At 65.8% G+C, this 14,329-nt stretch carries 13 protein-coding genes; 9 read left to right on the top strand and 4 right to left on the bottom strand.

From position 1 onward, the window contains the following. Positions 1 to 41 precede the first annotated feature (41 nt). Both HV773_RS32205 and parA read right to left on the bottom strand, forming a co-directional pair. Positions 42 to 1,103 (bottom strand): ParB/RepB/Spo0J family partition protein, encoded by a 1,062-nt coding sequence (locus HV773_RS32205; protein ID WP_175197936.1) that lies wholly within the window; start codon positions 1,101 to 1,103, stop codon positions 42 to 44. Between the two features lie 24 nt (positions 1,104 to 1,127). Beyond that, positions 1,128 to 1,790, bottom strand: a complete 663-nt coding sequence (gene parA / locus HV773_RS32200; RefSeq protein ID WP_175197935.1) for a ParA family partition ATPase — start codon at positions 1,788 to 1,790, stop codon at positions 1,128 to 1,130. Positions 1,791 to 2,494: 704 nt separating this feature from the next. Between parA and arsC the strand changes: the two genes are divergently transcribed. Both arsC and HV773_RS32190 read left to right on the top strand, forming a co-directional pair. Next, positions 2,495 to 2,854: an arsenate reductase (glutaredoxin) gene (gene arsC / locus HV773_RS32195; protein WP_175197934.1), complete on the top strand. Its 360-nt coding sequence runs from the start codon at positions 2,495 to 2,497 to the stop codon at positions 2,852 to 2,854. A 396-nt stretch (positions 2,855 to 3,250) separates the two neighbouring features. After that, positions 3,251 to 3,805, top strand: a complete 555-nt coding sequence (locus HV773_RS32190; protein WP_175197933.1) for an NADPH-dependent FMN reductase — start codon at positions 3,251 to 3,253, stop codon at positions 3,803 to 3,805. Between the two features lie 57 nt (positions 3,806 to 3,862). Here the strand turns inward: HV773_RS32190 and HV773_RS32185 are convergent, their stop codons facing one another. Together HV773_RS32185 and HV773_RS32180 are read right to left on the bottom strand one after the other, a co-directional pair. Then, positions 3,863 to 4,615, bottom strand: a complete 753-nt coding sequence (locus HV773_RS32185) for a hypothetical protein (RefSeq protein ID WP_175197932.1) — start codon at positions 4,613 to 4,615, stop codon at positions 3,863 to 3,865. Positions 4,616 to 4,695: 80 nt separating this feature from the next. Further along, on the bottom strand, positions 4,696 to 7,062 hold the full coding sequence (locus HV773_RS32180) for a hybrid sensor histidine kinase/response regulator (protein ID WP_175197931.1): 2,367 nt from the start codon (positions 7,060 to 7,062) through the stop codon (positions 4,696 to 4,698). 522 nt (positions 7,063 to 7,584) lie between these two features. On the opposite strand from HV773_RS32180, the gene HV773_RS32175 reads away from it, so the two are divergent. The 7 genes from HV773_RS32175 to HV773_RS32145 all read left to right on the top strand — a co-directional run. Beyond that, the gene (locus HV773_RS32175; RefSeq protein WP_175197930.1) at positions 7,585 to 7,953 is read left to right on the top strand and encodes a response regulator; all 369 of its coding nucleotides are present in this window, start codon (positions 7,585 to 7,587) and stop codon (positions 7,951 to 7,953) included. Further along, positions 7,946 to 8,563: a chemotaxis protein CheC gene (locus tag HV773_RS32170; protein WP_175197929.1), complete on the top strand. Its 618-nt coding sequence runs from the start codon at positions 7,946 to 7,948 to the stop codon at positions 8,561 to 8,563. Before HV773_RS32175 ends, HV773_RS32170 begins: the two co-directional genes overlap by 8 nt. Positions 8,564 to 8,607: 44 nt before the next feature. Further along, positions 8,608 to 9,546, top strand: a complete 939-nt coding sequence (locus HV773_RS32165) for a sensor domain-containing diguanylate cyclase (protein ID WP_175197928.1) — start codon at positions 8,608 to 8,610, stop codon at positions 9,544 to 9,546. A 240-nt stretch (positions 9,547 to 9,786) separates the two neighbouring features. Continuing rightward, the gene (gene hpnD / locus HV773_RS32160; protein WP_175197927.1) at positions 9,787 to 10,638 is read left to right on the top strand and encodes a presqualene diphosphate synthase HpnD; all 852 of its coding nucleotides are present in this window, start codon (positions 9,787 to 9,789) and stop codon (positions 10,636 to 10,638) included. After that, positions 10,638 to 11,906: a hydroxysqualene dehydroxylase HpnE gene (gene hpnE, locus HV773_RS32155; protein ID WP_175197926.1), complete on the top strand. Its 1,269-nt coding sequence runs from the start codon at positions 10,638 to 10,640 to the stop codon at positions 11,904 to 11,906. Before hpnD ends, hpnE begins: the two co-directional genes overlap by 1 nt. Continuing rightward, entirely contained in the window at positions 11,903 to 13,927 is a 2,025-nt protein-coding gene (gene shc, locus HV773_RS32150) for a squalene--hopene cyclase (protein WP_175197925.1), read from the top strand. Before hpnE ends, shc begins: the two co-directional genes overlap by 4 nt. Before the next feature lie 95 nt (positions 13,928 to 14,022). Next, positions 14,023 to 14,329: phosphorylase family protein (locus HV773_RS32145; protein ID WP_484555907.1), on the top strand; the 307-nt coding region annotated here is incomplete at its 3' end.

Below are 14,329 nucleotides of genomic sequence, written 5' to 3'. Positions count from 1 at the left end.
TCACGTTCAGTACGTGAAGACCGCTTTTTTGCTTTTCACAATTACTTCGCTTTCAGCATTTCTTCGATCAGGTGAAGGAGCGCGTCGCGCCGATCCTTGGTGAGGCCCTTCAAACGCAGTTCGAGTCGATCGTCGCCATAGGACTTCAGGTCGCCGACCGCCACGCCGTCAAGCTTGATCTCCAGACGCTGGGCATAGCGCTGCCGGCCGGCAGGCTTGGGGCTTTCCTGCGGCGCTGCCCGGCCCTTGACGATGTCCGCCACCTGGCGCGTGCTCAGGTCGTCGGCAAGGATCCGGTTGATGAGACGCAGCGTGGCGTCCGTGCCGCGTGCACCGTGATAGCGGCCAACCTGATATGCCATGTTCGAGCCGAAGCGGTCGGGGCGCACAACCATTTCGTGCATGATCGCTTCGGGCAACTTGGCGACCGACAGCGCTACGGCTACCGTCGATTCATCGAGGCCAAGATGATCGGCGAGCTCTCGCTGGCTCTGGAAATGCTTTTCGTCAATAAAGCGCTTCCAGACGATGGCGTTGTCGAAGACCGTCTGTGAATCGCGCTGGACGTTGAGATCGTAGCCGAGCTTGTAGCTCTCGAGCCCGATGGGCAGATCGACAACGATCGCCTTGACGATTTCCTTGTTGGCTTCCTTGAGCGCTCGCACACGCCGTCCGCCGTCGCTGACGTAGTAGCTGCCCGGTGCGGCGTAATCGGGGATCACATGGATGGCCTGCTGTTGTCCCTGTTTGGCGAGATTGACTGCGAGTTCTGCAATCGACGCCTTCAGATAGAAATGGCGTGGATTGAACGGGCTCGGCTTGATCGCCTTCAGCGGCAGTTCGATGATCTGGCCGGGACGATATCCGTGCTCGATACGCCACGCACGATATTCCACAGACTCGTTTTCGGTCGACGGGGGCGCGGCTTCCTCCGTGCTTGCGACAGGCTCAGGCTGGCTTGCGCGGCCAACCGGTTCACGTGCCTTTGGCTTTTCCTGGACGAGGCCGTCGATGGCATTGAGCCGGTCGAGCGCCGTACGTTTTTCGCTGCTCGTCGTGTCAGGCCGTGCCTGAAAACCTTTGGCAAATTGTGAGGGCTTCATTCAGGGTCCTTTATGCGCATAAAGTCAGGGGAGCATCGCCGCGATTTCGTCCGCGCATGCGCGCACTTCGACGGCAGCGAGTCGCGCGCCGCGATCGTTCATCTGCAGGACGGTCTGACCGAGGGCCATGGCCTGCTTGTACGCTTCGCGGGTGGGTATTTGGGTTTTGAGCAAGGGAAAGCCGAGTTCTTCCAGCGCACGCTTCAGTTCGCGCGTGAGCATGCGCTTCTCTTCTGTCTTGTTCAGCAGAAAAACGGCCTTGAGATCTTCGTTCATGACTTGCGCCTGCTGGATCAGCTTGACGAGCCCAACGCTTGACCAATAGTCGGCCGGTGAAGACGACGTGGGAATAACGGCGACGGTGGCCGCGAGCAGGACCACGCCAGAGACCTTTTCGGTAATCGACGGCGGGCAGTCGACGATGATGATGTCGTAGTCGCCGATGAATTTCTTGATCTCGCGGTGGATCTGGCCACCCGCCTCCGAGAGATTCACCACCGGGAACGGGATGCCGGTTTCACCATCTGCAGAAGCGCTTGCCCAGTGAACCAGTGTGTTCTGGCCGTCGGCATCGACCACGAGGACACGCTTTCCTTTCTCATGAAATGCTGCGCCGAGATGCATCGCGATCGTGCTCTTGCCGACCCCGCCCTTTTGCTGCGTGACTGCGATTATCTCTGCTGCCAATTGGTTTTCTCCTTTTTGCTAATTGTTTTGGATTTTACCTGGATTAAGTTGCGATTCAACGGCAGTTGTATGATTTTCATCGCATTCGATGAAGGATTGGCCGTTCGGCCAAGGTTTATGCGCATAAAGGTCGCTGGGTGTTCGGCATTTGCCGGGATGCTGGGTTGATAGATCATCTGGACGGGTGCGTGTCACAGCGCTGGTCCGAGCCGTGCTTGGTCGGTAGACGGGCTTTATGCGCATAAAGATTGCGGCATCGCGATGATGCAGCCGCTTGAGCGTCGAGTCACACTCGTCGTCGTATGAACCTCGCAGAACATATCTGCGCGCGAGGTTACGTCTCGTCAGCGCGCGAGGGCTTTATGCGCATAAAGATAGCCAGCATGAGTTGGCCATCCGTCTTCCCATGTATCGGGTGCCGATCTATCAGCCCCCGCAGTTACCATTTCGATGAGGTGTCGCCATGGCAACAAACGGAACGGATACGCAGCGGAGGCTGCGGACTATCTCCCCGCTCGCTACCCTCTTCAGCCAGGCCGGTAAAATGAACGACCCGCGCGAAATTCGACCAACGCAGACGCATTGGGTTTAGCTTGGCCGGCGCCAGCGCTCGTCCGCTCCGAGTAACCGAACAGGTGTCGCGGCTCCCCCTGTCCAATGTCCGATCCATTCAAACCGATCTCTCACGTCCTGAACCTGAACCCATGATCACGATCTACCACAACGCTCGCTGTTCGAAGTCCCGTGCCACATGCGAGTTGGTCTCGAGCACCTACAACAAGGCCAATGAACCAGTCGAGGTTGTCGAGTACCTGAAAACCCCGCTCACGGTTGGCCAGTTGAAGGCGCTGCATGCCATGTTGGGAGGTCCGCTACTCGACATGATTCGCACTAGTGAAGCGGAATACGCAGCGCTCGGGCTCGATGCCAATGGCGCAACAGATGATCAGTTATACGAAGCAATTGCGAGTCACCCGATTCTGCTGCAGCGTCCGATCGTCGTGCGTAACGGCCGCGCGGCGATTGGACGTCCGCCGGAAAACGTCGCTGTGCTGTTCGAATGAGTGGCACAGGATCGCCCGGGTTGCGTGACCGCTTCCCTGGCGGCGATCCAGTCGGACATTCGTCGATCGTGCACTTCTCACCCGTCGCCGCCTACGCGTGTGGCACCACGAGGCGGTGGCTCAGAGATTTATTCATTAAGCATATATCGGGGCGTGCCTCGATCCCGAAACTTGCCCGGCCTGATCAGGCTTCGCGCGGAATTATCCACAAGGTTGTCCAGAAAATCTGTGGATAAATCCTCGCTCAGCCCGCTTATCCACATGGCCGATAATCGCCACGCATTTCGCGACCCTCTCCCGTCCTTCTGACACACCGCGGATTTTTCTAGCGCCTATGATGGCGTTTCTCTCCACTGCGCTTCGCGCACATTCGAGGAAACCGAGGAGGACTCAGAGATGGCCTATCAAGTTGCGGTCGTAGTTGGCAGTCTGCGTAAGGATTCGTGGAACCGGCAGCTCGCGCATGCCGTGACATCGCTTGCGCCAGCCGACTTTTCATTCGAGTTTCTCGACATCGGCGTGTTGCCGCTCTACAGCCAGGACTACGACGCCGATTTCCCCGAGGTCGCGCGTCAGTTCAAGCAGAAGATCGAGGCGGCCGATGCGCTGCTCTTCGTGACACCGGAGTACAACCGGTCGATACCTGGGGTGCTGAAGAATGCAATCGACTGGGGCTCGCGCCCGTGGGGCAAGAATTCGTGGACCGGCAAGCCGGGCGCGGTGCTCGGCACGTCGCCGGGGGCCGTTGGCACGGCGCTTGCCCAGGCGCATCTGCGCAATGTGCTCGCGTATCTCGACGTGCCAACGCTTGGCCAGCCCGAGGTGTTCATCAAGCACGATGCCACGCGGATCAACGAAAAAGGCGAAATTGTGAACGACGATACGCGCAAGTTCCTGCAGGCGTTCGTCGACCGCTACGTCGAATGGGTCAAGCGTCAATTGGGCCGTTAAGCCACAGCAGCAGGCTTGACGGGACGCGGCGGCAACTTGCCGCCGCGTCCGATAGTGTCAATGCAGCGTCGGAGGCTGCCCGGTCACGGGCCGATCCGGCGCATCAGACGCGCGGTGGTCGTGCGAGTCCTCTTCGTACTCGATGAATTCGTCGGGAATGCGCGGCGCGGCAACCTCCGCGGGTTGAGTCGGTTGAGTCGCCCGAGGGGCGGGTGCGCCCATTACCGCGCCTGCGCCCGGCGCACTTGCCGACGCGAGCACGGTGGCTTCAGCGTCGTTCACCGGTCGCGACGGCTGCGCCGGGGTGTCGGTCGCCCCCTGCGCCGCGTCGCTGGCGCCGCCAGGCTGAACGTCGCTTGCGTTATCGTCGGCCGCCTGCGCCAGGCGGCGGTGCATCGCGTCGGCCAGATTCGCGAGGCCGAGCTCGTCGAGTGCGGAGTGCTCGCGTGCGACCGGGTCGGCGTCTGTCGCGGCCCACGTCCAGTTGCCGCCGCGCACGGCGACTTCGAGGGCATCGTTGCCGCGCAGCGTGTTGCTGGCGAGGTCCGCGTGGGCTTCGTCGGCGACGCGCACGCCGATCAGCACATTGCCCGAGGGTCTGACGGGCTCGGGTGATGCGCCGGGGTTCGAGCGCCCGTCCCCGGTCGAGGAGAAGAAGCTCCCCACAAGCCGCTCGATGCCGGCCAGCACGCCCGACTCGTGTACGGGCAACTCGATGTCGCTGGCATGAAATCCGCATTGCAGCAGCGCTTCCTGCGCATGCTGCGCTTGGTCGATGGTCTCGAAGAGACCGGTCACGGTCTGTTTCATGGCTTGATCCTCCTCATAGCCCTTCCCTCGTACCGCACGACCCATGACGCAATCCGCGTGCCGGGTCTATCTATTCCGACCTACAGCGTCGCGTCCCGTTCCCGCCGCGCGCGCGTCTGGCGGTCAAGCTGGATGGCTTCCAGCATCTTCTCCAGCAATGCGATGTCGAAGGGCTTCGAGAGCACGCGCACATCCACGCCGCGCGTGCGCTCGAGCTCCTCCGCGTAACCGGTGACGAGAATCACCGGCAACCCTGGCTCGCGTGTCTGCAGCGCCTCGGCGAGATCGATGCCGTTCATCGTGCCTGGCATGTGGATGTCCGAGAGCACGAGGTCGAAGCGCGGCGCATCGTCGTCGCTAGCGCGTGCGGTGCGGGCCGCATCCACGAATTCCAGCGCGCTCGCCGCGTCGTTCGCGCAGATCACATGATGGCCCATCATCTGCAGCAGCGCCTCGGTGCCCGCCGCGACTTCGTCGTTGTCCTCGACGAGCAATACGCGCAGCCCTTGCGGCGGATTCGCGCTGTGTTCGCGCGGCTCGGTTTCGCGCTGCACGGCCGGCGCGGCGCTTGCTCGGGGCAGATAGAGATGCACCGAGGTGCCCGCGCCAATCGCGCTGTCGATGGCGGCGAGCCCGCCCGAGCGCTCGCAGAATGCGAACACCTGCGGCAGCCCGAGGCCCGTGCCCATGCCCTTGGGCTTGGTCGTGTAGAGCGGCTCGAAGGCGCGTGCGAGCACGTCGGGCGGCATGCCCACGCCCGTGTCCTCCAGCGAGACGTGGACGAATTCGCCGTCGAGCGGGAAGCCCTCGCCGGGCCGGAACGCGATATTGCGCGCCCGTACGGTGAAGCGGCCGCCGTTGGGCATGGCGTCGCGCGCGTTGACCGCGAGATTGATGAGCGCAAGCTCGAATTCGGCGACGTCCACGAGCACCGTCCACACGGCTTCGTCCACGTCCATGACGAGCGCGACTTTCGCGCCGAGCGAAGCGCGCAGCAGTTCGCGCGACGCGGGCAGCCAACGGTCGACGGCAATCGTTTCGTTGCGCAGCGGCTGCTTGCGCGCGACGCCGAGCAACTGGCGCGTGAGCGACTGTCCGCTCTTGAGCGCGCGCTCGACCGCCGAGAGTTCGCGCTCGAAGCCCGTCACGCCGCGCCGTCGCGCGATCTGCACGTTGGCCGAGACGATCATCAGCAGATTGTTGAAGTCGTGCGCGACGCTGCCCACGAGATTGCCGAGCGCTTCCATCTTGCGTGACTGCCGGTAGGCCGATTCGATCGAGCGGCGCATTGCCGCTTCGGCCTGCCAGCGCTCCCAGGCTTCCTCTTCGGCGGCGAGGCGGCGCAGCGAGAGCCAGATCACGCACCACAGCGCGATCGACGGCGTGAACATCGAGATGATCAGCACGCTCAGGTGCCGGTACCACGCGGACCAGATCGCCGAGGTGCGGTAGAAACAGGCGACATAGACCGGATACGCGCCCACGCGCCGGAACGCGACGATCGCGTTGTCGCCGATCAGCGGCGAATGCATGCGCACGACCCCCGATTCCTCGCTGTGCGTGAGTGCGGCGGCGAAGGGCGAGCCGGGCTCGACCATGGCCGGCGTTGTCGTGCCGCCGGCGCTGCTGAATGCCGCGCCCGCGCTGGTGGCCTGAGGCGTGGCGGTCGATGCGCCGATTGTTTTCCTGGCACGGGCCATCCGCGCGCCGGGCGGCGGCTCGAACGCGAGAACTGCGCCGTCGCTGCGCACGAGGCCGAGCGCCATCGGCGAGCCGTCGCCTAGCAACTCGTTGTAGAACTTGTCGAAGTAGCTGGGCCGCAGCGCGACCGAAACCAGTCCGGCGAACTCGCCCGCAGCGTCGTGACGCGCGATGCCGGTATTGAACACCGTTTCGCCGCTCACCTGGCCCTGCATGACGCGTGAGACGTGGTCGAGCATGCGGCCGGCGCGAATGCCCACGAAGTCCTCGCGCGCGACGATCGAGACGGGCGGCGGCGGTGAGTAGCGGCTGCTCGCGAGCAGTTCGCCGTCGCGGCCGAAGATCGACACGGCGGCCACCTGCGGATAGCCGCCGCCGATGGTGTCGAGTTTCTCGTGGATCTGCGCTTCGTTCGCGCGGATACCGCTGTCGTCGAGGTCCTCCACGCCGTCCACGATGCGCGCGTCGAGCGCATCGTTCATGTCGAACACTTTGAGCGCGTGCTCTTCGGCCACGCGCACGGTGCGCAGCGTGGCGTCGGTAGCGTCGGCCTCGCGCGTGCGCAGGTCGTTCCACGCCATCGTGGCGACGTAGACACAGGGCAGCACGATCGCGGCAATCAGCAGCGCGATCAGCGTGCGTCGGCGCACCGTGAAGTCGTGGCTGGGCGCAGCCGGGAACGGCGCCTCCTCGGCGCGCGGCGGCGGCGTGCGGTCGTCGGGCCCTGCGGGCCGGTCGGGATTCATCGTAGGGATAAGGCTGAAGGCGGCGGCGGAGCTTTGAACATGGCTTTTGACATGATAAACGACCGGGCTTGCGCTTCGATTCGTTCGGTCGCATCGTGCGCCGCCGCGAGGCACGCGGATCGCGCGAACATCGGCGTGCTGGAAGCTTTCCTCGCGGCTTCCGGTGATTGCGCGACATTTCACGTAGCGCAAACGTACACAAAAGCATAATTTCTGGCCTTTAATTCGAAGGCGGATTATTTTTTTCTCGAAAAGCCATGGAGCGGGTGATTTTTGTTCGCTGAACGATTATCGGCGAGTTGCATTTGGTTCGATTTGCTTCGAGAATCGCGGCCACGATCAATGCCATGCACAAGCGCTGGCGTTGCATGCTGCGCAATATGCCGTGTTTTCCGAGGTGCTTCGCGCCGGCGCATTTCATGCAATACGCATAAAAATCCCCCACTCGCTAAAGAACTCGCGCTCGCGGCCGTTAATACGCTTTAACGCATTCCGTTCAACGCTCACTCATCCCGCATATCCATGTCTTTGCCCATCGTGATCGCCGACGATTCGCTGCTCGCTCGCAAGGTGCTCACGAAGGCGCTGCCCGAGGACTGGGATGTCGAGATTACCTACGCGTCGAACGGACCGGACGCGCTGGCGCTGTACCGCGCCGGGCGTGCGCCGGTCATGTTTCTCGACCTCACGATGCCCGGCATGACGGGCTTCCAGGTGCTCGAAGCGATGCAGCACGAGGACCTGAACACATTCGTGATCGTGGTTTCCGCCGATGTCCAGCCGCGCGCCCAGGAGCGCGCGCTCGCGCTCGGTGCGATGGCGTTCGTGCCGAAGCCGGTCACGCAGAAGGCGCTGCTGCCCATCCTGAGGGAGTACGGGTTGTATGCCTGATCAAGTGTTCACGGAAATACAGCGCGACGCGCTCCAGGAGATCGCCAATCTCGGCATGGGTCAGGCCGCGACGCGCCTGTCGGGGCTGCTCGACGCGTTCATCGAACTGTCGGTGCCGCGCGTGCGCGTGGTCGCCGTGAGCGAGGCCGCGCACGCGCTGCGCGAGATGACCGGCATCGACGGTCCGGTCACGGCGGTGCGCCAGGGCTTTCGCTCCGAGATCAAGGGCGAGGCGCTCGTGATCTGCCGCAGCGGCGAGATCGACGAGCTGGGCGCGCTGATCGGCGGCCCGCAATCCACGCGCGATGCGCTCACCGGGCAGGAGCTGATTTTCGACGTGGCGAACGTGCTTTGCGGCGCGTGCGTTTCGTCGATGCTCGACCAGCTCGGGCGCCTGCCCGTGTTCTCGCAGCCGGGGCTGCTCGGCCTGACGATCATGCTGGACGAGGTGTTCCAGCCCGGCATGCTCGCCAGGGACCTCGCGCTGCTCGTGGAAGTCAATTTCGCGCTGGAGGACCAGCGCTTTCGCGCGCATCTCGTGATGCTGATGGCCGAGGAATCGATCCATCGCGTGAGCCGCGCCATCGACGCTTTGCTGCTCAGCCTATGAATACGCGCGACCTGTCTGTCCTGGCCCCTGCTGTAGAGCCGTCGATGCCATCGCTCTCCGATCTCGTGGTGGAGCGCGTGGGCTTCGGCATCTTCGTGCTCGACCGCGACATGAACGTGCTGATGTGGAACCGCTTCATGCAGGACCACAGCGGCGCGGCGCCAGCCGAGGTGATCGGCCGTTGCGTGTTCGAGCGCTTTCCCGAGTTGCCACGCGCATGGCTCGCGCGCAAGGTCGAGAGCGTGTTCCAGCTCGGCGGCTTCGCGTTCAGCTCCTGGGAGCAGCGGCCCTGGCTGTTCCGCTTCGATCACGACCGCCCCATCACGGGCGGCGTGGACTACATGCAGCAGGACTGCACCTTCATGCCGCTCATGCAGGACCGCGAGGTGATCGCCGTGTGCGTGACGATTTCCGACGTCACGCACGTGAGCGTCATGCAGCGCGAGCGCGAGGACGCCGTGGCGAAGCTGCGCGAATACGCCGACCGCGACGGCCTGACGGGCATTGCGAACCGGCGCTATTTCGAAGCGCGGCTCGCCGATGAATTCGCGCGCTGGCAGCGCTACGGCGGCGAGATGTCGGTGCTGCTATTCGATCTGGACCACTTCAAGAAGATCAACGACGAATTCGGCCACGTTACCGGCGACGCCGTGCTGCGTGCCATGGCGCAGCGCGTGGCGCAAGTGGTGCGCAAGCAGGACGTGTTCGGGCGCTTTGGCGGCGAGGAGTTCGCGCTGCTGCTGCCGTGCACGCCGCTCGACGACGCGCTGTGCGTCGCCGAAAAGATTCGTCACACGATCGGCGACGCGCCCGTGGAGGTGCAGGGCGTGGTCGTGTCCGTTACGGCGAGCGTGGGCGCCGCCGCCGCCCGGCCCGGCGCGAGCGGTTATGAGGTCATGATCAACGAGGCCGACGCGGCGCTCTACAGCGCCAAGCGCGAGGGGCGCAATTGCTCCGTCGCGGGGGTTCCGGAGATTTCCTGAGATCCCGTTACCGGGTCCCGACCCCCTGCCTTTATCGGCCATTTTCCCCCGCTGCCACTGACCTGCCGCGCCTGCGGCGGCGGGTAAAGATTGCTATACTTTTGGCCGTTTCCGGCCGCACACCCTCAATGGCGTTCAAGTGGCCGGTGCCTCGCGCGTGTCCGCGCGCGCGGGCGACCCGCGGCATGCGGGCCCGAATATCTGAAAAGCCCCGCCGGGGGCGCCCCAGCGGAGATCGTCTTGGCCGTTTCCAACCTCGTCGTGGACGATACACAGCAAACCGACGCCGCCGCCGCTTCGTCGGGTAGTTCGTTTTATCTGGCAATGCGGATTCTGCCGCCTGCGCAGCGCGACGCCATGTATCAGGTCTACGCCTTTTGCCGCGCTGTCGACGACATCGCGGACAGCGACCTGCCGCGCGCCGAGCGTGCGGCGGGGCTTGACCAATGGCGCGCCGACATCGACGCGTGCTACGCCGGCACGCCGCGCGCCTCGCTCGCGGCGCTCACGCGCCATATCCATACGTTCGGGCTCGTGCGCGAGGACTTCCACGCGATGATCGACGGCATGGCCATGGACGCCGCCGAAGACATCTGCGCGCCCGACGAAGCCACGCTCGACCTCTATTGCGACCGCGTGGCGAGCGCGGCGGGCCGCCTTTCGGTGAAGATCTTCGGCATGGCGGACGAGCCGGGCCGCCTGCTCTCGCACCACCTCGGGCGCGCCTTGCAGCTCACCAACATCCTGCGCGACATCGACGAAGACGCCGGCATCAACCGCTGCTACCTGCCGCACCAATTGCTCGCGCGCGAGGGCATCGCGACGTCGAATCCGCACGAGATCGCCGCCGATCCGTCGCTGCCGCGCGTCTGCGCGACGCTCGTGAAGCGCGCGCTCGCCCATTTCGCCGAAGCCGACGCCATCATGGACCGCACGCCGCGCGTGCAGGTCAAGGCGCCGCGCATCATGTCGGGCGTGTACCGCGTGCTGCTCGAGCGCACCGTCGAGCGCGGCTTCGATCTGCCGCGCACCAAGGTCGTCAAACCGCGCGCGCGGCTCATGTGGATCGTCGCGCGCTACGCGCTGTTCTGATGCGCGTCCACGTGATCGGCGCGGGGCTCGCGGGACTTGCCGCGGCGATCCGGCTCCAGCAGCACGGGGTCCAGGTCGCGCTGCACGAGGCAGCCTCCCAGGCCGGTGGACGATGCCGCTCGTACTACGACCGCACGCTCGCGCTCACGCTCGATAGCGGCAATCATCTCGTGCTGGCGGGCCATGAAGCCACGCTCGACTACGTGCGCACGATCGGCGCCGCCGGCGAGCTCGCGGGCCCTGACGAGCCAGCCTTCGCATTCATGGATCTCGCGGCGCGCTTGCGCTGGAGCGTGCGTTTTTCGCGCTCGCGCGTGCCGTTCTGGATCGGCGACGCTCACGCGCGCGTGCCGGGCACCAAGGTGTCGGACTATCTCGCGCTGCTGCCGCTCCTGTTCGCGAAGCCCGGCCGCACGATGGCGCAGACCATGCGCTGCGACGGCCCGCTCTGGGATCGCCTGCTGCACCCGCTTTTTCTCGCGGCGCTCAACGTCGAGCCGCGCGAGGCGAGCGCCGAGCTCGCGGCCACGCTGCTGCGCGAGGTGCTGTCCGCGGGCGGCGACGCGTTCCGGCCGCTGATGGCGCGCAACGGACTGTCGAGCGCATTCGTCGATCCGGCGCTGCGCATGCTCCAGCATGGCGGCGCGGCGATCCGGCTCGATGCGCCGCTCAAGGAGATCGCGTACGACGATGCGGCGAGCCGCGTAGTCGCGCTCGATTTCGAGAGTGGCAGCGTTCCGCTGGGCGAGGACGAAGCCGTCGTGCTGGCGGTGCCGGCCCCTGCCGCCGCCGCGCTCGTGCCCGCGCTGCAGACGCCGCAGCGCCATACGGCGGCCGTCACGGTGCACTTCGCCGTGGAGCCGCCGCCCGGCATGGCTACGCCGATGGCGCTCGTGAACGGCACGGCCGAATGGCTGTTCGCGGGCGCGGGCCGCATCTCGGCAACGATCCACGACGCCGCGGCCTTCGACACGCTCGACGCGCTCTCGCCTGAAGACCTCGCGCGGCGCGTCTGGACCGATGTGGCACAGGCCGCGTCGCTGCCGGCGCAGCCGCTGCCCGCCTGGCAGGTCGCGCGCGAAGCCCGCGCGGGCTTTGCCGCCGTGCCGCAAGAAGAGCTGCGCCGCCCGGCGGCGCGCACCCGCTGGACCAACTTGACGCTCGCCGGCGACTGGACCGCAACCGGCCTGCCCGCCACGATCGAAGGGGCGATCCGCTCAGGCCACAAGGCTGCGGACCTGCTTTTAGAGACCAGGATGTATCGATGAACGATCTTTCAGAGGCCATGCCGGCCGACGACCTCGCGGACGCGCTCGGCGTATCCGCGCCAGCCGCCGCGCCCGACACCGGTGCTGCCGTGGTCGATGCGCTCGACGCCACCGTCACGCGCGCGACCGACGCGATCCTCGCCGACCAGCGCGCCGACGGCCACTGGGTCTACGAACTCGAAGCCGACGCGACAATTCCCGCCGAATACGTTCTGCTCGTGCACTACCTGGGCGAAGAGGCGAACCTCGAACTCGAAGCCAAGATCGCGCGCTACCTGCGCCGTATCCAGCTGCCCGGTGGCGGCTGGCCGCTCTTCGCCGAAGGCGAGATGGACGTGAGCGCGAGCATCAAGGCTTACTTCGCACTCAAGATGATTGGCGATGCCGAAGACGCCGAACACATGGTGCGCGCACGCGAGGCGATCCTCGCGGCGGGCGGCGCGGAAAAGGCCAACGTGTTCACGCGCATCCTGCTCGCGCTCTACGGTGTGGTCAGCTGGTACGCGGCGCCGATGATGCCGGTCGAGATCATGTTGCTGCCCCAGTGGTTCCCGTTCCATCTCACGAAGGTCTCGTACTGGGCGCGCACCGTGATCGTGCCGTTGCTCGTGCTGGGCGCGAAGCGGCCGGTCGCGAAGAACCCGCGCGGCGTGCGCATCGACGAGCTGTTCCGCGGCGCGCCTGTCACCACGGGCCTAAATGAGCGCTCGCCGCATCAGAGCAAGGGCTGGTTCGGTTTCTTCCGCGCCGTGGACGGCGTGCTGCGCATCACCGACCCGCTGTTCCCGAACTATCTGCGCCAGCGCGCGATCGACGCGGCGGTGGCCTTCGTCGACGAACGCCTGAACGGCGAGGACGGACTTGGCGCGATTTTCCCGGCCATGGCCAACGCCGTGATGATGTACGAGGTGCTGGGCTATCCCGCCGATCATCCGCACCGCGCGATCGCGCGCCAGTCGGTGGAAAAGCTCGTGACGATCCACGCCGAGGAAGCGTACGTCCAGCCGTGCCTCTCGCCCGTATGGGACACCTCGCTCGCCGCGCATGCGCTCATTGAAACCGGCGACGCGCGCGCCCACGAAGCGGCGCGGCGCGGTCTCGAATGGCTGCGCCCGCTGCAGATTCTCGACGTGCGCGGCGACTGGATCTCGCGCCGCTCCGCCACGCGCCCGGGCGGCTGGGCATTCCAGTACGCGAACCCGCACTACCCCGACGTCGACGATACGGCTGTGGTCGTGGCGGCGATGCGCCGGGTGGACCAGATCGACCAGACCAACGCCTACGACGAGGCCATCGCGCGCGGGCGCGAATGGGTGGTCGGCATGCAGAGCGGCAACGGCGGCTGGGGCGCGTTCGAGCCGGAGAACACGCACGAGTACCTGAACAGCATTCCGTTCTCGGATCACGGTGCGCTGCTCGATCCGCCGACGGCCGACGTCTCGGGCCGCTGCCTCTCGATGCTCGCGCAGCTCGGCGAACTGCCCGCGACGAGCGAGCCGGCGCAGCGCGCCTACAACTACATCCTCGCCGAGCAGGAAGCCGACGGCAGCTGGTATGGCCGCTGGGGCATGAACTACATCTACGGCACGTGGACGGCGCTGTGCGCGCTGAACGCCGCGGGCCTTGCGCGCACCGATGCGCGCATGAAGCGCGCGGCGCAGTGGCTCGTCGCGATCCAGAACGACGACGGCGGCTGGGGCGAGGACGGCACCAGCTACAAGCTCGAATACCGGGGCTACGAGCGCGCGCCGAGCACGGCGTCGCAAACGGCCTGGGCGCTGCTCGGCCTGATGGCGGCGGGCGAGGTGAACCATCCCGCCGTCGCGCGCGGCGTTGCATGGCTGCAGGCCACGCAACGCGAGCACGGCCTGTGGGACGAAACGCGTTTCACGGCCACGGGCTTCCCGCGGGTGTTTTATCTGCGCTACCACGGCTACCGCAAGTTCTTCCCGCTGTGGGCACTCGCGCGCTATCGCAACCTCAAGCGCGACGGCGCCACGCACGTCAAGGTTGGCTTGTGACGATGGCGGTGGAATCTGCAACAGCCGCCACCACGGCACGCGCGCAACCTGCGAATAGCACGCGAGGTGCGCTGCCCGTGATCGCTGTGACCGGCATGGCCTTCGAGGCGAGCATCGCGGCGGGCAAGGGCGGCGACGGCATCGCGGCGGTCTACGCCGCACGCGCCGACCTGCTCGAGCACGCGCTCGCGGCGGCGCTCGATCGCGGCGCATCGGGCGTGATCAGCTTCGGCACGGCGGGCGGCCTCGGGCCGGATCTCGAACCGGGCACGCTCATCATTGCCGATGCCGTGGACGGCCCGCTCGGCCGCGTCGCCTGCGATGCGGCGTGGAGCGAGCGCATGGCGGCGGCCTTGCTCGGCTCGCCGCTGGCCGCGCGCACGCGGCGCGGCGTGGAGGCCG

Source organism: Paraburkholderia caffeinitolerans, assembly GCF_902859945.1.
GTDB lineage: Bacteria > Pseudomonadota > Gammaproteobacteria > Burkholderiales > Burkholderiaceae > Paraburkholderia > Paraburkholderia caffeinitolerans.
This window is presented reverse-complemented; position numbering and strand designations above follow the sequence as displayed.